Below are 18,421 nucleotides of genomic sequence, written 5' to 3'. Positions count from 1 at the left end.
TCCGGTCTATTTAGTAAAATAATTTCCTTCTCTAACATTAATCTTTTTTTGTTTGACATCCACTTCCGTTAATTGTACAAGGGATAGATATTCATCCACAAGGCGTTCATGGATTTTTTCCGCTTCAACTAAAACAGCAATTCCTGCAACATGTGCATTAAATTCCTCAAGCAGACTAATCATACCCATAATTGTTCCGCCGGCTTTCATAAAATCATCAACGATCAGAACCCTGGACCCCTGTGCTAAGCTTCTTTTGGATAGGACCATCGTTTGAATTCTTTTTGCCGAGCCGGAAACATAATTAATGCTGACCGTGGGTCCCTCCGTTACTTTGCTGTCCCTTCTGACGATAACTACAGGACTATTTAACTGACTGGCCACTGCATATGCAAGGGGGATCCCTTTGGTTGCCACCGTCATGACAACATCAATTTTCGTATCAGAATAAGCGGATGCAATAATTCGTCCTGCTTTTTGAACGATAGAAGGATTGCCTAAAATATCTGTTAAATATAAGTACTCACCGGGTAAAAGCCGATCAGGATCTGCAATTAAATCGCAAATTTCCTGTACAAACGGCTTTGCCTCTTCTTCACTAACCTTTACGAAAAATTTAACTCCACCGGCAGCCCCGGGGACCGTTTGAAGTGTACCGATTCCCCTTTGTTCAAAGGTCTCTTTGACAATCCCTAAATCTTCACTTATCGATGATTTTGCAGAATCGTAGCGTTCAGCAAAAAAAGTTAGCGGAACGAGCTGGCGAGGATGATCCAGTAAATAAGTCGTCATATCAATCAAACGTTCACTGCGGCGAAACTTCATAGCTAACCCCCAAAAAGACGAATATTCTAACTAAAGGATATCACTATTGTACGCATTTAATCAAGAGAATGCCGTTCACCTAACATGCGTACTGCAAATACTTGATCGCAAAACCCTCTAAGACCATTATAGATTCGATGCATTCTCGAATCGTGCTGGACAATCCCGAAAACAGTTGGGCCGCTTCCGCTCATTAATACAGCATCAGCTCCAAAGCGCTTCATTTGATCCTTTATCTGTGCTACTTCCGGATGGAGGTTTAAGGTCACATCTTCTAAGACATTCCCTAGATTTTCGCATACCTTTTGATAGTCATTACCTTTGATGGCCTTAATCATTTCATTTATATTTGGATGCTGCATTCCATTCAAATCAAGCCTTCTGTAAACTTCTGCTGTAGAAACACCAATAAACGGCTTGGCAAGAATAACCCAGCATGTCGGCGGGGCAGGAAGATCTGTAATCATTTCCCCTCTCCCTTTTGCCAGGGCTGTACCCCCATAAACACAAAATGAAACATCGGAACCGATTTCAGAACCGATCTCTGCTAATTCATCTAATGTTAATCCAAGATTCCATAGCTTATTTAAACCTCGTAATGTAGCTGCCGCATCACTGCTCCCTCCGGCAAGTCCTGCTGCAACAGGGATGGTTTTTTCAATACAAATCAGTACGCCTTTTGTTACTTGAAATCGATCTTTCAATAGCTGTGCTGCCTGATAGGCTAAATTACGCTGATCATCCGGAACGTATCGATTATGGGAAAGAATATGTATTTTATCTTGATTTAATAAAGTTAGCTCAACCCGATCGGCCAAATCAATCGTGGTCATAATCATTTCTACCTCATGATATCCATCAGGACGTTTGTGCAAAACATCTAATGATAAATTAATTTTGGCCGGTGCTTTTACTAAAAGCTTCACGCTAAGTCCACCTACTTTTGTCAATGTCCAGCTCTTGCGCCAGGGCGCTTGCGCTTTTCTCTTTTCCGCGATGCATATTTTGTCCTATTTTACCACAAAATGATAAAAGTAAGACGTGACATATGATAATCCTAACAAATTAATTATTTTATCATTAGAACGATAGAGAATAAAGTGTGTGAGAAAATACGGGGATTGGATCAATTTTTGACTGAAAACGAATTAAAGCCAGGGGTTTTATACCCCTGACCATGCCGCTACGGATGAATGATGTTTAAACTACAAGCGGAAGGTTCCGTTAGAGTTAACTTACTTTCGCAACTGTTGTTCTGCAAGTTCGATGGCACGTTTCACCATATTGCCTGCATCCCGTGCACGAATGCCGCCCCATCCCTCTTTTTGGACGACATCATAAAAACCAAGCTCTTTTGCAAGTTCCTCTTTAAACCGTTCGGACATGATCCCTTTTCTTCTGCCCATCTAAACAACCCCTTTCTTCACTCACGGCATTCTTAGTATGTTCATTATATCCTGCATAATCCCGTGCAGGCTTTTTGAAATAGCAAAAAGCAGTAAACGGTTTGTTTACTGCTTTTTATTGCTTATATTCTAGCTTAAAGCTACATGTCCTGCTGCATCTTCATAGAAAGTAATTTGAACAGTTTCAGTTAAGACATCCGCGTAGCTGTAAGAAACACGTTCAAATGCATTTTCATCTTGATCTAACTCAATTACAAAAACAGATGGGTACGTTTCAGCTAATACACCTGAACGTTCGATTGTTTTTCTACGTCCTCCGTTTGCCTTAAGTAACAATCTTTTCCCTAAATTTGAATCGAGAGCCAGTTTAATATCGGCTAAGGTTTTTGGCATTCGGTCCACCTCACTATGTAAAGTATAACACACTGACATAGTTCTGTCAAACAAAAACATAAAATTATATCAGTCCAACAAAATGATTGTCAATATTTTTTCTTCTACTTTTTCTCCCAAATTTCAACATCCTTATGGTTACCCTAACAAGAGAGGAATATGTACGCCCGCAAAAAAATAAGCCTTCGTGAAAATGAAAGGCTTATTCCTCTTCTTCTTGTACCGGTCGATAGGGCATTCCTGTTCGTAAAACTCCTTTTGTTTCTATTCCTCCTAACCCTTTTTCACCTGTTAGCGTATTACGCAAAACATCCCATACGTTTATTCTTTCCATAAAGGGAGTAAAACCTATTTTTGCAACAATATATACGGGATCCAGTGCATGTATATTGATCCTGGATGGAGAGCTGGCAAAATTAGCACCTGCATGGATAAGTGATTCGAAATGAGATTGACATGCACCTGCAAAAATGACGAGTTGATCTAAATGGGGGATTTTTCTCCGTGCCTCCCTTACTGTTTGCACAAAGTGTTTTGAATGGCGGTATGCATTGATATCCGACATTTTCCCTTTGGCCTTTGAATAGGCATCATGTCCGGTGATGACTAGGATATCGGGACGGTAATAATCAATGAGCTGGCCAATTTTTCCGGGCATCTCCTTTTCATTACAATGGATACCAAATACAGGAACTCCGATTTTCTCATATAATGTCAAACACTTTTTCAAATAGGCCTGATCCCCATCCAGATGAAGGACCTTCCCCGGTATTTGAAAGTAATTCGTTGGTTTAACATAACCGCCGGTTGCTTCATATTCCTGTCTCTGCTTGATAAGCTCGACATCCTGAGTAAAAAGCCGAAAAGATTGCTCTTCAAGGGTTCTATATTCCTGTGTCATCTTAGCTCTTTCATATGGATTGATGACAATCAAATCCTCGTAGGGAGCATCAGCAACCAGACGAAAATCCTCACCATAAAGAACGGCCATTTTTTGATCATTTATTTTACGAATATCAATAACGCGGAATAGAATATCACAGTTATACGATCGTCTTCCGACCATATCCATCAAATTAATATCCACTGCCTTCACTCCAATAAGACCTGTAATAGATCTTACAAATAAAGTTTCTCTCATAGGCTATGCAGACTTCTTTATACATGTGAATTTTTGTAGGATCGAAGTAATTGGAGGAGTAAAAAAATAAAAAAGACCCGTAAACCGGTCTCAGACTATCGAAAAACTTTCGATAGCCTTTTATTTTATCCATTTCCTTTAACAATTCACCGCGTTAATTTTTTATATATTATTAATATATAGGCTTTTCAACAGGCCAGTTAGCAGAGACAATTAATTAATAAAAAATTAGTAATTTAGATTCAGACAAAATAAAAAATTGCCGAGAAAAATATCTTTTCTCGACAATCTGAAGACCCGTAAACGGGTCTATCGAAAATATGGGTATAATTCATCGCTTAAGCGACCAAATTCCTCTAAGGAAAGGGTTTCTCCTCTTCTTGAAGGATCAATCCCACTTGCTGCTAAAGCAGCTAGGATTTCTTCCTTTTTCTGCTTTCCATCCGGAAGCTGGCTTGTTAGATTATTGAGCAAGGTTTTTCTTCTTTGAGCGAAGCCGGCCCTTGTTACTTGGAAAAAGAAGACTTCATCTTTTACTATAACAGCAGGTTTTTCCCTTTTCGTAAGTCTAATAACAGCAGAATCAACATTCGGCTGCGGAACAAAAACCGTTTTTGGGACAATCATGACCGTTTCAGCATTGGTATAGTATTGAACCGCGATCGAGAGTGAACCATAATCCTTTGTCCCTGGGTTGGCTGCAATCCTGTCTGCAACCTCTTTCTGGAGCATGACAACAATACCGCGAATCGGTAACTGTTCCTCAAGGAGCTTCATGATAATCGGAGTGGTCACATAATACGGCAAATTAGCTACCACCATAATATCTTCAAGATTTGCAAACTCCTCATCCATCACTTCCCGTACGTTCGCCTCCAGGACATCTTTATGAATGATTTTCACATTAGGATAGGGTGATAACGTCTCTGATAAAATCGGGAGCAATCGTTGATCAATCTCAAAGGCAACCACTTTTTTACTGCTTCGTGCCAGCTGCTCCGTAAGCGCGCCGATACCCGGTCCAATTTCAATTGCACCGGTGTTCTCACCAATATCAGCAAAATCGACGATTTTCCGTAATATATTTGTATCAATAAGGAAGTTTTGTCCAAGGCTTTTCTTAAAAGAAAACCCGTATTTTTCAAGAATGGCCCTCGTCCTCACGGGGGTAGCAATATCTTTATTCATTTTTTTCCTCCTGCCTTACAACCGCAATCGCTTCTGCGAATTCCTTCTTACTAATTTGAAACATCATTAAACGTTTATGCAGCTGTTTACCATTTGTATAACCAATTTTTAATAGCTTTCCCAAAACGATCCTTCGTTCCTTTGAGCCTTCTCCGCCGATCAGACCGGCCGTAATTAGGTCCTCTTGCGTTATTTCTTCAGTAATCGTTTCATGCATGAGTTGAGCACATTTTAGCGCTTCTCTAATCGTTTCCGGACTGGCATGTTCAACCCCTACACCCTTACCATTTTTCGCTATCGCCGCTTCTTTTTCCAAGAAGGCGTGTTTACAGCCGGGGACATTTTCAGTAATCGTCTTCCTGATTTTTTCACCGGGGTAATCCGGGTCCGTAAAAATAATAACACCTCTCGATTTTTGCGCGCGTCTTACTTTTTCAATCGTTTCCAAATTCACTGCAGAGCCATTTGTTTCAATGGTATCGGCATCAACAGCCCGTTTAATTGCTGTAGTATCATCTTTTCCTTCAACGACAATAATCTCTTTAATCTTCATATATTTCTTCCTTTAAAAAAATATTAAAATTGAAAAAATTTTGAAACATTTTTGTAATGTCCTTCGTCTATATTAACGTAAATATTCATACAATGAAGTATAAAGAAATTTACGAAAAATGCAAAATGCAGAGGATAGGACCCTCTGCACAAAAAAGATTAATTCAAAATTTTTATTTTTATCTTCTTATTCCCCCAGCGGTAGCAATCCGAGCTAGAAGGAAAGAAAACATCAATTTTGTACCCTTTAATCGCTGAACCAGTGTCAGCTGCTACTGCATAACCATAGCCTTCAACATAAACCTTTGTTCCAAGGGGAATAATCCTCGGATCAACGGCAATCACTTTCATGTTCGGGTTTGCACGCAGATTAATGCCCGTTGCCGTATTCCCTGAACAGCCATTACAATCAGCTGTATAGGCGGTAGAACTCACGTAAAACTCCGGTCCCGGGTCAGTTGCACCACGGGATACCTGTAAGGCCAAATCCTTCGTTCCGACAGCCACTACTTTATCTTGTTTGCCTCTAACTAATTCTTGACTGATTAACATTCTCGATACTTCTTTGCCATTCTCAACAAATACTTCGTATTGATTAGAAATAAGTCCTGGCTGCCCTTCAGAAACAGTCTTTTCAGTCCCTTTTTCCAAACTTTCATCTTTCTTGGTGATCACAGCAAATTGAAGAGGTTCTTCCACTACATCGGTGACTTTTTCTACTCGAATGATGTTTACCACACCATTCTCTGATACTGTCTCTGTTAATGACGGTTCAACTCGGTCAAATTCATTTAGTTTGATTCCCTGTTGTGTTAAAAAGTCAGCGACCGTAGCCGAAGTGGACCAAACGTGTTGCTGTTTCCCGCCGTCAACATATGTAAGATGAAAAGCTCTTTTAATTCCGATATTCATCTTATCCTTAATTGCAATTTGCGGTCTTGGTGAGATTTGGTCGTGGTCTTTCAAAACAATTTTCTGCTCTTTTAGGAGCTCAGCCACCGTATTGGCAGTTGTCCAAATCGTTTTTTTCTTGTTGTCTTTGACAATATGAACCTGCTTTGCTTGCTTCCAGACAACCCTAAGGCGGTCCTTCACCTTGGTGCTTGCCGCGGGAAACAAGTAGTCTTTTGAGTGAATCGGTACATCCAGTTCATCAAATAGTTCCTTGACGGTATCTGCATGTGTTGCTACGACTTTTTGCTTGCCATTAAGAGTAAGTGCAACGGTTTTCTTTGATCCTTCAAAGGTAAGAATCCCAAAAGTTGTTGCCAAAACTACAAAACTAGCAAAAGCGATGGCCAATTTCTTCTTACTCAAAGACTTGGAAAACAGGTTTTTCATGTTTTCAAATACGATGAAAAACGCCTCCTTTTCTCGGAGAGATTGTAAGAACCATGCTGTCGGCTGTCAACCCTTGCATTTTTTGTGAAGGTATTTCTAATTATGCATAATGTTGGGTAAATTGCAAAGGAAAACTTATCGACATGGTAATCCTATGAGGAAAAGGAGACTTGTAGAACTTTTTGTTAAAAGAAAAAATTTGGACAAGCTTCTAGCTGCTTCGACATCATTCTTTATCGATTTATGGCGAATAATTTTTTAGCATTTTGTGTCGTAGCTTCAGCAACTTCCTCGAACGATACACCTTTTATCGCCGCAATTTCTTCAGCAACCAACTTAACATAACTTGGTTCATTTCGTTTTCCGCGGTATGGATGCGGTGCTAAGTATGGGCAATCTGTTTCAATTAACAATTTATCTAATGGAATTTCTGCCGCAACATCTTTTGGCTTTTTTGCATTTTTGAAGGTAACAGGACCTCCAAGTGAAATATAAAAGTTTATTTTCACACATTCTTTTGCTACCTCAGGGCTGCCGCTAAAGCAGTGCATGATTCCTCCTACTTCTTCTGCTCCCTCTTCTTTTAATATTTCCACAATATCTGCAGTCGCCTCACGATTATGGATAACAATCGGAAGCTTTACTTTTTTTGCGAGTCTGATTTGCTTCCGGAAAACCTCTTTTTGAATATCCTTTGGTGACTTGTCCCAATGATAATCTAATCCCATTTCGCCGATTGCCACTACTTTAGGATGTGCAGCTAACTCCTCGATCCATAACAAATCCTCATCCGTCATGTCAATGGCATCAACCGGATGCCATCCCACACATGCATAAATAAACTCATAGCTTTCGGCCAGCTCCATTGCCCTTTGAATGGTCGGACGATCAAAGCCTACAACCACCATATTATGTACGCCTTCTTCCCTGGCTCTTTCAATAACTTCTTCTAAATCTTCATCGTATTGCTCTGCATTTAAATGTACATGGGTATCAAATAACATCATACTGCTACTCCTTCTCATCCTTTTATTAATCCGTGTCAAATGCTGAATAAAAAAATAGAAATGTCCCGAAATTTGTTTCACGTGGAACATTTCTATCAGAAAAGCGCAAGCGCCCGTTAAGCGACGTATGGACTGGAGCGCTTCGACTGAGATAAAGGAAACACGAATCGCGTTTTTTGCGATTCGATGTTGACTTATCGTAGGGAGAAGAGCGAAGTACACTAGTCGCTGGGCGCTGGAGCTGGACAATTCTCAAAGTCTAATTTTATACATTCTTATCTTTTCAGAAAAGCGCAAGCGCCCGTTCAAGGACGCTTGCGTTAGACCGTTTTCAAATCCATATGCTTATTTTACTTTTGCCCCATTAGCCAGCGATTGATCAACCGTGGCTAAAGATAGCGAACCGTCTTTTGAGCCAGCCAAAATCATTCCTTGTGACAGCTCTCCACGTAGTTTTACCGGTTTTAAATTTGTAATACAAATAACCTTCCGTCCCACTAGTTCTTCCGGTTTATAGTACTCTGCAATCCCCGAAACCACTTGACGCTTTTCGTATCCAAGATCAAGCTGAAGCTTGAGAAGTTTATCGGCTTTTTTAATAGGTTCCGCCTGAATAACTTCAGCAACGCGCAAATCAATTTTCATAAAATCATCAATAGCAATTTCGTCGATCGTTTCCGGGACTTCTTCTTTCTTTTCTTCGACTGCCGGTGCAGTGCCTTGCATTTTCGTCTTTATGAATTCAACCTCTTCAGCAATTTCGAGCCTTGGGAAAATTGGAGCATCCTTTTCAACCTTTGTTTCGTGAGGAATAACACCAAAGCTGTCAAGACTTTCCCAAGATTTAAGAGCCTCATCTTGAATGCCTAACTGTTTAAAAATCGCATTAGGTGTACGTGTTAAAAACGGTTGAAGAAGAATACCGATTCTCCGAAGAGATTCCGCTAAGTGAACCATTACGCTTGCCAGCTCGGGTTTCCGTTCTTCGTCTTTTGCCAATGTCCACGGCTGTGTTTCATCGATATATTTATTTGTCCGGCTCACCAGTTGCCAAATAGACGTTAAGGCAATTGAAAACTCCATTTTCTCCATTGCTTCCTCGTATTTTGCAACCGTTTCGTTGTTAACTTGAAGCAATGAAGCATCAAACTCGCCAACTGACCCGGTGTAATCAGGAATGACCCCGGCAAAATACTTCTCAATCATTGCAACCGTTCGATTCAACAGGTTTCCAAGATCATTCGCTAAATCAAAATTAATTCTCTCGACAAAACCTTCCGGTGTGAAAACACCATCTGCTCCAAAAGGTACTTCCCTTAATAGGTAATAACGAAGAGCATCCAAACCATAACGGTCAATTAACGTAACGGGATCGACCACATTTCCTTTTGATTTGGACATTTTACCGTCCTTCATCAATAACCAGCCATGGGCAAAAACCTTTTTCGGTAATGGTAAATCAAGGGCCATTAACATAATCGGCCAATAAATCGTATGGAAACGCACAATTTCCTTTCCGACCAGGTGTACATCCGCAGGCCAATAATTTAAATACTTTTGATCATTTTCTGTTCCGTAACCAAGGGCCGTAATATAGTTCGATAAGGCGTCAATCCATACATACACGACATGCTTCGGATCTCCGGGTACTTTGACTCCCCAATCAAATGTAGTTCTTGATACAGCTAAATCCTCGAGACCGGGTTTAATAAAGTTATTAATCATTTCATTTTTTCGGGACTCTGGTTGGATAAAGTCCGGATTTTCCTCATAGTATTGGAGCAAGCGATCCACATATTTTCCCATTCTAAAAAAGTACGATTCTTCTTTTACCTTTTCAACCGGCCTGCCGCAATCGGGACAATTCCCTTCCACTAGTTGACGGTCCGTATAGAACGATTCACACGGTGTACAGTACCAGCCTTCATACTTGTCCAGATAGATATCCCCTTGCTCAAGCAATCTGGCAAAAATTTTTTCTACAACCTGCTTGTGCCTTTCTTGTGTCGTCCTGATAAAATCGTCATAAGAAATATCCATTTTCTTCCATAACTCTTGAATTCCCTCAACGATCCCATCAACATAAGCCTGCGGTGTTATCCCGGCTTCTTCTGCCTTACGCTGAATTTTTTGACCGTGTTCATCCGTACCGGTCAAATACATAACATCAAAGCCTCTCATTCGCTTATAACGCGCCATGGCATCACCGGCTACCGTTGTATAAGCGTGGCCAATATGTAAATTACCACTCGGATAGTAAATTGGTGTGGTAAGATAGAAAGTTTTTAATTTTTCTTGCATAAGTGTCCCTCCTCTTTTATTGACAACCATCAATACTCATTCTATCATTATAGCCTGTTTTTTCCCTCTTATATCATCAAAATATACCGAAAAACCACCCTTGTTGCAATAAACCTAAAATGTAGCAATTTAAAAAATCCCTTTCAACCCCCATAAAAAAGGATTATCAACTGAATCCTTTGTTGGTGAACTATCGCCTATTGTAGATTTTTGTCGAATCAACTTCAACTAAAAAAATTATTCCGTTTTACAATATGATGGTAGTAAAACCCCTTGATATTGAATGATTATTCACTTTTTCCTTGTTAAATCAACATTTATAAAATATCGTATTTTTTCCAATTATTTTTCAAAATAAAATAATTGACGGATATGGGAATGGCTGGTATTATTGATTTATAAGAAATTTGTCGAATAATGACGAATAAAAGATAGAGAAAATAGCATGATTAAGTGAGAGGAGATTGTAAATATGAAATCTACAGGTATCGTTCGTAAGGTTGATGAATTAGGCCGTGTGGTTATTCCGATCGAATTAAGACGTACATTAGGCATTGCAGAAAAAGATGCTCTTGAAATTTATGTTGATGATGAGCGCATTATCTTAAAAAAATATAAACCAAATATGACTTGCCAAGTAACTGGGGAAGTTTCTGATGACAACTTAGCTCTTGCAGGCGGTAAATTAATCCTTTCCCGTGAAGGTGCAGAGCAATTAGTACAAGAAATCCAACAATCATTTGAATTAGCGAAATAATAAAGTACTCCAGCCCTAAAGTAGGTGCTGGAGTTTTTTTATGTACAAAAAATCATTGCTCAATATGATACGCCTGGTAAACATCCCTTTTATTTAGGCCGCGATCTTTAGCCGTTTGTTTAATCGCTTCCTTTGATGAAATATTTTTAAGTGAGATGTAGTGGTTAACATGTTCATCTAGGGTTAAATGCTCCCACCAGCAAGTTTCTTCTTCTAATTGGTCCTTAGCACCCTCAATAATCAAGCAAAATTCACCGCGAATCTCATCCTCATTCGCCCATGTGATTGCTTCTTGTAAGCTGCCGCGAATAAATTCCTCAAATTTCTTTGTTACCTCGCGTGCAAGGGCAATATTCCTGTCTCCGAAAATTTCCAACATAATCGACAGGGTCTCTTTAAGGCGGTGTGGAGATTCGTAAAAAACAAGCGTAGCCATTTGTTTTTTCAAGCTTTCCAGTTGGCTCCGCTTCTCCTTTTTATTTCGGTCAAGAAATCCGAAAAAATAAAAAGGCTGGCAAATCAGGCCGGAGGCAATTAAGGATGTTAGCGCAGCGTTCGCACCTGGTAACGGGACAACTGCTACTTTTTCCCGGATGGCAGCGGCCACCAGTTCATAACCGGGGTCAGAGATTGCAGGCATTCCGGCATCACTGACTAATGCGATTTTTACCCCTTCCTTTACCTTATGAATCAGCTTCTCGCCACTCGTTTCTTTGTTGTGTTCATGGTAACTAACCACCGGGGTCCCAATCTCAAAGTAATTGCACAGCTTTTTTGTATTTCTTGTATCTTCTGCGGCAATCAAATCCGCTTCCTTTAAAATTCTAATCGCCCGAAAACTCATATCCTCCAAATTTCCAATCGGAGTGGGAACAAGATAAAGGATTCCTTTCTGTTCCTCGTTCTCAAAGCTTTTCTGCTGCCACATCATAACCACCCGTTTCCCTAATTAAAAACTCTATTTTTTTCTTCCTTGTTAATTGCTTAAATTGATATTCCGCCTTTAATGCATCACTTTTATTGTCAAAGCTTTGAAAATACGTTAACGTTACCGGCCTTCTTCCGCGTGTATACTTTGCCCCTTTTCCTTCATTATGAAGCCTAATCCGCCGTTTAAGATTATTCGTATAACCTCCATAAAAACTTCCATCCGTACAGGTTAACACATAAAAAAAATGATCATGATTCTCCATATAAAATCTCTCTTATTTCAGGTGTGTATTCATCATCCTCATTATAGACAATGAGCGGAGGCAAAATTTTCAAATCAGGATTGCCGTCTTTTATGGCTTCAATCAAAATTGTATTGGCTTCTTTTCCCAGCTTCGGATAAACGAATTGAATCCGTTTCGGCTCCAGCCTGTATTGCCGCATCAAGGTAATGATGTCAATTAAACGGCCGGGCCGGTGGACAAAGGCCACTTTTCCACCCTGCCTTACTAATTGACTTGCGGCCCTAATCGCATCTTCAAGCGTACATAGTATTTCATGACGGGCGATTGCCAGATGTTCATTTGGATTTATTTCTTCTTTTGATAGTGTAGGAAAATAAGGAGGGTTGCATGTGACCACATCATATTTTCCAAAACCCAATTGTTTCGGCATTTCCTTAATGTCCCCATGAATCATTTTTATCCTATTGTGAAGATTATTATATTCAATACTTCTTATTGCCATATCATATAATCGCTCTTGAATTTCCACACCGGTAATTTGCCCTTTTGTCCTTGCACTTAAAAATAAAGGGATTACCCCATTCCCGCTGCACAAATCGATTAAGTTCCCCTTTTGGATCGGTACGTACACAAACCTCGCCAGCAAAACAGCATCGAGTGAAAAGGCAAAAACCGATGGACTTTGGATAATCCTCAGGTTTTCGGCAAGCAAGTAATCAAGTCGTTCATCTTCTTTTAAGTTAACCATTTTGAAATCTCCTTGCATAGCAAAAGTATAAAAATAGCCTTCCTGCTGAAGGAAGGCTTCATGTTATTTCTTATTAAGAAAGGAAAGACAAAATAAACAATCGCCTTCTTTACGCAAGCTGCCAAAATGAAGGTTGCAAATATGAAACCCTTCATGATAGAGACGGGCGAGGTTATCATATCCTTCCCCTACATCAAAGGGCTTAGCTTCAGGGGATTGTATTGGGATTGTCCCCTTTTTATTAGTGACATCCTTCTTTTCCTTATCCGTAGATACATCTAAGCGGCGCCTTAGATGTTCATTTTCAAGCTTTAAATAATGATTCTCTTCTAGTATTTCGGCTAAATGCTGCTTTAATTCCCCTAGCTGCTGGTAAAGATGACCAATTTGTGTTTCCATGTTACTTACTGATTCAAATATTTCTTTTTTATCCACGTATTCCACCTCATTAATCTGTGGATTGTATAGAAAAGGCACCCTCTTTATTGATCTCGTCCAATGTATACTCCAGAACCCGGTCCTGTTCCTTTAGTTCTACCTGAAGTACCCGCTCTAATATATTTAATCCTACTACTTTTCCTTGCCCCTGTGGCGTAAGAATTATCTCTCCTAAATCAGGCAGCTGCTCTTTAGCTGATTCATATTCATCATTTTCATATTTTAAACAGCACATGAGTCTGCCGCATAAACCTGATATTTTTGTAGGATTTAATGAAAGGTTTTGGTCTTTCGCCATTTTAATGGAAACAGGATCAAAATCGCCTAAAAACGTGGAGCAGCAAAGCATTCTTCCACATGGGCCAATTCCCCCAAGCATCTTGGCTTCATCTCTAACTCCAATTTGGCGCAGTTCGATTCGTGTTCGAAAAATAGCTGCTAAATCCTTTACCAGTTCGCGGAAATCCACTCTCCCATCAGCGGTAAAGTAAAAGATTACCTTGTTTCTGTCAAATGTATATTCAACATCCACTAGTTTCATATCCAGTTGATGCTCATTTACTTTTTCATTACATACTTCATAGGCTTCATGGGCGGCTTGTTTATTTTCATCAACAATCATTTTATCCTTTTGGTCCGCTATTCTGACTACCTTTTTTAATGGGAGAACGACATCGTGCTCCTCTACCTGTTTACGGGCAATAACCGCTTTACCATATTCGACACCGCGGACTGTTTCGACAATTACGAAGTCATCCTTTTGAATAGAAAGATCTCCCGGATCAAAATAATAGATTTTCCCCGCCTTCTTGAAGCGTACTCCTACAACATCATACAAATGAAGATCCCTCCTGCAATTTTAACACAAGCTGTTCCATCATCAGCTGAGGATTCATATTAGCCTGCAGCCTTCTTTTTGCCTCAAGAATAGCTGACATTTGTTCCGATAGGCGCCGCCCGGATACATGTAGGGCAAATTGCTTTAACCGTTCGCTTTCTCCCATGAAAACAATTTGCTCCTGCTTATCTAATTGTATATATAGTAAATCCTTAAAAATAAGAAGTAAAAGATCTAAACCAAGATTGACCTGTTCTTTATCCTTAAAGTGAAGAAACCAATCTCCTTGAAGCGTTACCATTGCCTCCAACGGATTTTTTTTCAACACCTCATATAATTTTAACACTATTTTTTGGGCTTGTGCAAACCAATCATCGTCATTTAATTTCAATGCCTCATCAAGACTATTCGTCAACTGGGCTAAAACGCGCGCTTTTGTTGGTTCAATGCCGCTTTCCTTTAATTGACTAATCATTGCATGGGGTGATAAAGGTTTGAATGTTAAGATTTGGCACCTGGAAAGAATAGTCGGTAATAGTTGCTGCGGCTGCTCTGTTAACAGAATGGCCACTGTCCCCGCATTTGGTTCCTCAAGAAACTTAAGCAGACTATTTGAAGCTCCTGTACTCATTTTATCTGCATGGATAATGTTATAGACCTTTTTTGAGGATTCTACTCCTTTTTTTGAGAATTCTACTTGCAGGTCTTGGATTTGTTGTTTCTTTATTGACAATCCATCCGGCTCTACCATATGAACGTCCGGATGGTTTCCGTTATTGATCCTTCTGCAATTCGCACAAGTTTCACATGGTTTGTATCCTTCTTTTAAGGAATCGCAAAAAAGAGATTTTGTCATTAACAAACTTATTTCCCTTTTTCCTGTCCCTCTTATACCTTCAAATAGGTAAGCATGGGCCACTCGATTTTTAATAATACTGTTTTTTAACATTTTCAAAACAGTAGGCTGTAACTCTTCTAATTGATCCCATGTTTTTCCCAAATCAATCACTCGCTTATCAAACTTATTTTAAAAATGCATAAATTGCTCGATAGGTAAGACGAATACTGTTGCCCCTCCAACCTCTACTTCAATTGGATATGGAACATATGAATCTGCATTTCCTCCCATCGGTGAAACAGGAGCTACTAATTGATCCCGCGCACTGCAATTATCCTTAATAATTTTAAGAGCCCGATCAACGCGAATATCCTCCGTACCAATCATAAAAGTAGTGTTGCCCGACTTCAAAAATCCACCTGTACTCGCTAGTTTTGTCGCCCTAAAATTATTTTCTACTAACGCCTTTGATAATCGGTTGCTATCTTGATCCTGTACAACAGCAATGATAAGTTTCATCCAACCCACCCTCTCCATTATTAATACGGGATTTTCCACTTTTCTATATTATAACAGGTATTACTACAGCATACATGGATATTCGATAGGGAAAACAATACGATTTTTTTGCGACTCTACTATAATAAAAAAAGCCCTATACAGGCTTTCTTTGCTCTAATCTTTCTAATACGATTTTCATTGTTTTTTGGAATACATCCTCTAATGTTCCCGAAGCATCAATTTTTACTATTCTTTTTGGGAAACGTTCCATTAGGATATAATATCCTTCTCTAACTTTATAATGGAAATCCAAATTTTCTAAATCTAATCGATTAACTTCTCTGCCTTTATTTCTATTGATTCGTTTAAGCCCTAACTCCGGCTCAATATCAAAGTATATCGTTAAATCAGGCATCATTTGTTCAATGGCAAATTGATTGATATTAAATACCTCTTCTATTCCCAAACCGCGGCCATGCCCTTGATAGGCCAAAGAACTATCCACAAACCGATCGCACAAAACAACTTTTCCCGCGTCCAATGCCGGCTTTACCTTTTCAATTAGGTGCTGTCTTCTGGCAGCTGCATACAGAAGCGCCTCCGTACGGGGGTCCATCGCCGTATTGTCCTTATCCAATATGACTCTTCTAATTTGTTCCGCTATATCTATACCGCCCGGTTCCCTTGTTAACAGTGCATTTTCAAGCTGTTCTGCTATCATACTGATAATGGTGGTCTTCCCAGCACCATCAGGTCCCTCGAATGTAATAAAAATTCCACTTTCCATCTAGTTAAACCTCCAAAACTGTTCTTTTCTTAAGATGTCCAAAAAACTTTTATAAAGCCATCCTCCAATGAGTTGCCTCCTTGGAACTTCGCCCGGTTATCTATTAATTTTTTTAGATATTGAATCTTTTCATTTGTAGCCTCTTCTCCCCGTAAAAGCAAAGGAATGCCGGGAGGGTACGGAATAACCGTTTCTGCGCAAACTTCGCCAACTGCTTTTGAAATAGGAATATCCTTTTCTTCATAATCCGGCATGTCTTTATAAGCTATGGCCAACTCGGAAATCTTCCGGTTATCCACTTGACATTCATCTGTTCCCTTTTGAAAAGAGAGCCCCTTTAATGCCTTTTTTATTCCTTCAACACTTTCTGTCAAAGGATAGTCTTGTTTTTCTTTTAACAAGGGGAGGATTAATAATATATTATAAGGATCGGCCAATTCCGTAAAAATCCCTATCTCTTCAAATCGTTTTTGCAGTTCAAAGCCGCTTATACCACACGCTGATTGAATCGTTACCTTCAACGGATCGCCTAATTTATTCGGATACTCTAACACCCTAACACTGGGAATGTCCGCAAGCTCCCTTTTAAATCGGCCTATTTCTTTTATTAAAAATCGGACATCCTGCCTTTCATAGGCAGCTAAATAATTCCTTGCTAAATCCAAAGAGGCCATAATTGGATAGGATGGGCTGCTTGATTGAAACATATGTAAGTAATCCTTTAGCTTGTCTACATTAACTAAATGGCTATTAAAATGTAAAAATGAGCCCATCGTCATAGCCGGGAGTGTTTTATGAGCGGATTGGACGACAATATCCGCCCCCATTTGAATGGCGGAGGAAGGAAACGGTTCGCCGATAATAAAATGCGGCCCGTGTGCCTCATCCACTAATACCGGAATGTCATGACTATGTGCTTCATGGATTACACTTTGCAAGTCATAAACCATCCCATAATAATTAGGGTAGGTCAAAATGATGGCCTTAGCTTCCGGATATAAATGAATAGCTTCCTTGACTGTTTCGAGACTGACACCTGTGGCTACTTTCCATTCCCGGTTAAATTCAGGCTCTAAAAATACAGGATTTACTTTCGCTAGTTTAAGAGCATTCATAACTGATTTATGGCAATTTCTTTGAACAAGGACATGTGTTCCTTCCGTGCAAGCTGCCATAATCATTGCAAGATTTCCGACTGTCGAACCATTGACAAGGAAAAAGCTCTTCCTCACTTGATAAAGCTCCGCTAAAAGGGCCTCTGCTTCCTCTATAATCCCATCTGGCGAGTGTAAGTCATCCAAGCCCGTTAATTCGGTTGCATCGATTTGTAAAATTTGCTGAAAAACACTTGCTGTTGGTTTAAAAATACTGCCATATTTATGTCCGGGGACATGGAATGAAATAGGATTTTTCCTAGCATGTTCCACTAATGCTTGATATAAAGGCATTTTTAATTGATTATTCATTTTTATACTTCCTTCTAAGAGTCTCATCTATTTTAACAAAAAAATAAAGCCCTTAAAGGACTTGTTAAGAAAAAATCTCCGGCGTTGTTATTTTTTTTAGCTGTTTTAGGAAATATTTATATTTTGGATCATTTATTTCTGTTCGAATTAAATCATTTTCACATTCAGTACAGATAAATGAAGTATATAGATGTATGCCCTTCGGTTTTAATTGATCACAAATCACGCACGTTTCCTCTAAATGACTATGTGCAAACAATGAACTCAATCGCTCCACCTCCATACACCTATTCTTCCCTTATCAACTAATTGTATACAATTTTTCGAATAATCTTTTCAGGTTGCTCCTGATTTATATTTTATGTAGCAATGAGCCGTTGGGTGTATGTCTAACAACGATTTCTTTCAAAACATTTTGTACTTTTTTATCAACTTAAAAGGAAACCTTTCGCAAATAAAACAAAAAAAGCTGGGTTTTCAATTCATCTACATGCTTTTTTGCAGCTTATCAGCGAAAAAATACACTTTATCAGCGAATATTACATTTAATCAGCGAATCTAGGAGTTTTATCAGCGAATTGTTTAGATCATTAATAAGGACCATTGTCCTTACGGACAAACACAAAAAAAGACAACCCATATCAGGTTGTCTTTCATCTTTGCCTGGCAACGTCCTACTCTCACAGGGACTCGCGTCCCAACTACCATCGGCGCTGAGA

General features: G+C 39.4%; 21 protein-coding genes. 1 reads left to right on the top strand and 20 read right to left on the bottom strand.

The window, feature by feature from the left end; translation table 11 throughout:
- Positions 1-6 precede the first annotated feature (6 nt).
- The 10 genes from purR to metG form a co-directional block, all read right to left on the bottom strand.
- Complete coding sequence (gene purR / locus J2S10_RS26415) at positions 7-825, bottom strand: pur operon repressor (protein ID WP_307414028.1); 819 nt, start codon at positions 823-825, stop codon at positions 7-9.
- Positions 826-881: 56 nt separating this feature from the next.
- Positions 882-1,751, bottom strand: a complete 870-nt coding sequence (gene ispE, locus J2S10_RS26410) for a 4-(cytidine 5'-diphospho)-2-C-methyl-D-erythritol kinase (RefSeq protein ID WP_307414026.1) — start codon at positions 1,749-1,751, stop codon at positions 882-884.
- A 309-nt stretch (positions 1,752-2,060) separates the two neighbouring features.
- The gene (locus tag J2S10_RS26405) at positions 2,061-2,231 is read right to left on the bottom strand and encodes a small, acid-soluble spore protein, alpha/beta type (RefSeq protein WP_307414024.1); all 171 of its coding nucleotides are present in this window, start codon (positions 2,229-2,231) and stop codon (positions 2,061-2,063) included.
- 129 nt (positions 2,232-2,360) lie between these two features.
- Positions 2,361-2,624: a biofilm formation stimulator Veg gene (veg, locus tag J2S10_RS26400; protein WP_307414022.1), complete on the bottom strand. Its 264-nt coding sequence runs from the start codon at positions 2,622-2,624 to the stop codon at positions 2,361-2,363.
- A 202-nt stretch (positions 2,625-2,826) separates the two neighbouring features.
- Positions 2,827-3,711 (bottom strand): sporulation peptidase YabG, encoded by an 885-nt coding sequence (yabG, locus tag J2S10_RS26395; RefSeq protein ID WP_442417895.1) that lies wholly within the window; start codon positions 3,709-3,711, stop codon positions 2,827-2,829.
- Positions 3,712-4,074: 363 nt separating this feature from the next.
- Positions 4,075-4,953 carry a 16S rRNA (adenine(1518)-N(6)/adenine(1519)-N(6))-dimethyltransferase RsmA gene (gene rsmA, locus J2S10_RS26390; protein ID WP_307414021.1) on the bottom strand — a complete coding sequence of 293 codons (879 nt, stop codon included), beginning with the start codon at positions 4,951-4,953 and terminating at the stop codon, positions 4,075-4,077.
- Positions 4,946-5,506: a ribonuclease M5 gene (gene rnmV, locus J2S10_RS26385; RefSeq protein WP_307414019.1), complete on the bottom strand. Its 561-nt coding sequence runs from the start codon at positions 5,504-5,506 to the stop codon at positions 4,946-4,948. The genes rsmA and rnmV overlap by 8 nt, the downstream gene beginning before the upstream one ends.
- A 158-nt stretch (positions 5,507-5,664) precedes the next feature.
- Positions 5,665-6,846 (bottom strand): G5 and 3D domain-containing protein, encoded by a 1,182-nt coding sequence (locus J2S10_RS26380; RefSeq protein WP_307414016.1) that lies wholly within the window; start codon positions 6,844-6,846, stop codon positions 5,665-5,667.
- Positions 6,847-7,079: 233 nt separating this feature from the next.
- Positions 7,080-7,850 carry a TatD family hydrolase gene (locus J2S10_RS26375; RefSeq protein WP_307414101.1) on the bottom strand — a complete coding sequence of 257 codons (771 nt, stop codon included), beginning with the start codon at positions 7,848-7,850 and terminating at the stop codon, positions 7,080-7,082.
- A gap of 348 nt (positions 7,851-8,198) precedes the next feature.
- Positions 8,199-10,154, bottom strand: coding sequence for a methionine--tRNA ligase (gene metG, locus J2S10_RS26370; RefSeq protein WP_307414015.1), 1,956 nt, complete (start codon positions 10,152-10,154; stop codon positions 8,199-8,201).
- A 472-nt stretch (positions 10,155-10,626) separates the two neighbouring features.
- Here metG and J2S10_RS26365 point away from each other — a divergent pair, with 472 nt between their 5' ends.
- Positions 10,627-10,911 carry an AbrB/MazE/SpoVT family DNA-binding domain-containing protein gene (locus J2S10_RS26365; RefSeq protein ID WP_307414013.1) on the top strand — a complete coding sequence of 95 codons (285 nt, stop codon included), beginning with the start codon at positions 10,627-10,629 and terminating at the stop codon, positions 10,909-10,911.
- A gap of 52 nt (positions 10,912-10,963) precedes the next feature.
- Here J2S10_RS26365 and rsmI read toward each other — a convergent pair whose 3' ends face one another.
- The 10 genes from rsmI to J2S10_RS26315 all read right to left on the bottom strand — a co-directional run bounded on the left by rsmI (position 10,964) and on the right by J2S10_RS26315 (position 17,970).
- Positions 10,964-11,839, bottom strand: a complete 876-nt coding sequence (rsmI, locus tag J2S10_RS26360) for a 16S rRNA (cytidine(1402)-2'-O)-methyltransferase (protein ID WP_307414012.1) — start codon at positions 11,837-11,839, stop codon at positions 10,964-10,966.
- Entirely contained in the window at positions 11,817-12,104 is a 288-nt protein-coding gene (locus J2S10_RS26355; protein WP_307414010.1) for a GIY-YIG nuclease family protein, read from the bottom strand. Before J2S10_RS26355 ends, rsmI begins: the two co-directional genes overlap by 23 nt.
- On the bottom strand, positions 12,091-12,834 hold the full coding sequence (locus J2S10_RS26350; RefSeq protein WP_307414008.1) for a tRNA1(Val) (adenine(37)-N6)-methyltransferase: 744 nt from the start codon (positions 12,832-12,834) through the stop codon (positions 12,091-12,093). Before J2S10_RS26350 ends, J2S10_RS26355 begins: the two co-directional genes overlap by 14 nt.
- Before the next feature lie 63 nt (positions 12,835-12,897).
- A complete protein-coding gene (yabA, locus tag J2S10_RS26345; RefSeq protein ID WP_307414007.1) occupies positions 12,898-13,269 on the bottom strand; it encodes a DNA replication initiation control protein YabA in 372 nt (123 codons plus the stop codon).
- Between the two features lie 13 nt (positions 13,270-13,282).
- Positions 13,283-14,110, bottom strand: coding sequence for a PSP1 domain-containing protein (locus J2S10_RS26340; protein WP_307414004.1), 828 nt, complete (start codon positions 14,108-14,110; stop codon positions 13,283-13,285).
- The gene (gene holB, locus J2S10_RS26335) at positions 14,103-15,110 is read right to left on the bottom strand and encodes a DNA polymerase III subunit delta' (RefSeq protein WP_307414002.1); all 1,008 of its coding nucleotides are present in this window, start codon (positions 15,108-15,110) and stop codon (positions 14,103-14,105) included. The genes J2S10_RS26340 and holB overlap by 8 nt, the downstream gene beginning before the upstream one ends.
- A 27-nt stretch (positions 15,111-15,137) precedes the next feature.
- Complete coding sequence (locus J2S10_RS26330) at positions 15,138-15,467, bottom strand: cyclic-di-AMP receptor (protein ID WP_307414000.1); 330 nt, start codon at positions 15,465-15,467, stop codon at positions 15,138-15,140.
- 136 nt (positions 15,468-15,603) lie between these two features.
- Positions 15,604-16,236, bottom strand: coding sequence for a dTMP kinase (tmk, locus tag J2S10_RS26325; protein WP_307413997.1), 633 nt, complete (start codon positions 16,234-16,236; stop codon positions 15,604-15,606).
- Between the two features lie 29 nt (positions 16,237-16,265).
- On the bottom strand, positions 16,266-17,702 hold the full coding sequence (locus tag J2S10_RS26320) for an aminotransferase class I/II-fold pyridoxal phosphate-dependent enzyme (RefSeq protein WP_307413995.1): 1,437 nt from the start codon (positions 17,700-17,702) through the stop codon (positions 16,266-16,268).
- Positions 17,703-17,766: 64 nt separating this feature from the next.
- Positions 17,767-17,970, bottom strand: a complete 204-nt coding sequence (locus tag J2S10_RS26315; RefSeq protein WP_370876297.1) for a sigma factor G inhibitor Gin — start codon at positions 17,968-17,970, stop codon at positions 17,767-17,769.
- Positions 17,971-18,421 lie beyond the last annotated feature (451 nt).

It is taken from the genome of Neobacillus ginsengisoli (assembly GCF_030813055.1).
This window is presented reverse-complemented; position numbering and strand designations above follow the sequence as displayed.

Bases quoted from the DNA above. Each gene is read 5' to 3' on its own strand.
- J2S10_RS26380 (WP_307414016.1), bottom strand. From the start codon at position 6,846: ATGAAAAACCTGTTTTCCAAGTCTTTGAGTAAGAAGAAATTGGCCATC.
- J2S10_RS26355 (WP_307414010.1), bottom strand. From the start codon at position 12,104: ATGGAGAATCATGATCATTTTTTTTATGTGTTAACCTGTACGGATGGA.
- J2S10_RS26330 (WP_307414000.1), bottom strand. From the start codon at position 15,467: ATGAAACTTATCATTGCTGTTGTACAGGATCAAGATAGCAACCGATTA.
- rsmA (WP_307414021.1), bottom strand. From the start codon at position 4,953: ATGAATAAAGATATTGCTACCCCCGTGAGGACGAGGGCCATTCTTGAA.
- J2S10_RS26350 (WP_307414008.1), bottom strand. From the start codon at position 12,834: ATGGTTAACTTAAAAGAAGATGAACGACTTGATTACTTGCTTGCCGAA.
- rsmI (WP_307414012.1), bottom strand. From the start codon at position 11,839: ATGTGGCAGCAGAAAAGCTTTGAGAACGAGGAACAGAAAGGAATCCTT.
- rnmV (WP_307414019.1), bottom strand. From the start codon at position 5,506: ATGAAGATTAAAGAGATTATTGTCGTTGAAGGAAAAGATGATACTACA.
- J2S10_RS26320 (WP_307413995.1), bottom strand. From the start codon at position 17,702: ATGAATAATCAATTAAAAATGCCTTTATATCAAGCATTAGTGGAACAT.
- veg (WP_307414022.1), bottom strand. From the start codon at position 2,624: ATGCCAAAAACCTTAGCCGATATTAAACTGGCTCTCGATTCAAATTTA.
- J2S10_RS26375 (WP_307414101.1), bottom strand. From the start codon at position 7,850: ATGTTATTTGATACCCATGTACATTTAAATGCAGAGCAATACGATGAA.
- J2S10_RS26365 (WP_307414013.1), top strand. From the start codon at position 10,627: ATGAAATCTACAGGTATCGTTCGTAAGGTTGATGAATTAGGCCGTGTG.
- purR (WP_307414028.1), bottom strand. From the start codon at position 825: ATGAAGTTTCGCCGCAGTGAACGTTTGATTGATATGACGACTTATTTA.
- metG (WP_307414015.1), bottom strand. From the start codon at position 10,154: ATGCAAGAAAAATTAAAAACTTTCTATCTTACCACACCAATTTACTAT.
- J2S10_RS26405 (WP_307414024.1), bottom strand. From the start codon at position 2,231: ATGGGCAGAAGAAAAGGGATCATGTCCGAACGGTTTAAAGAGGAACTT.
- tmk (WP_307413997.1), bottom strand. From the start codon at position 16,236: ATGGAAAGTGGAATTTTTATTACATTCGAGGGACCTGATGGTGCTGGG.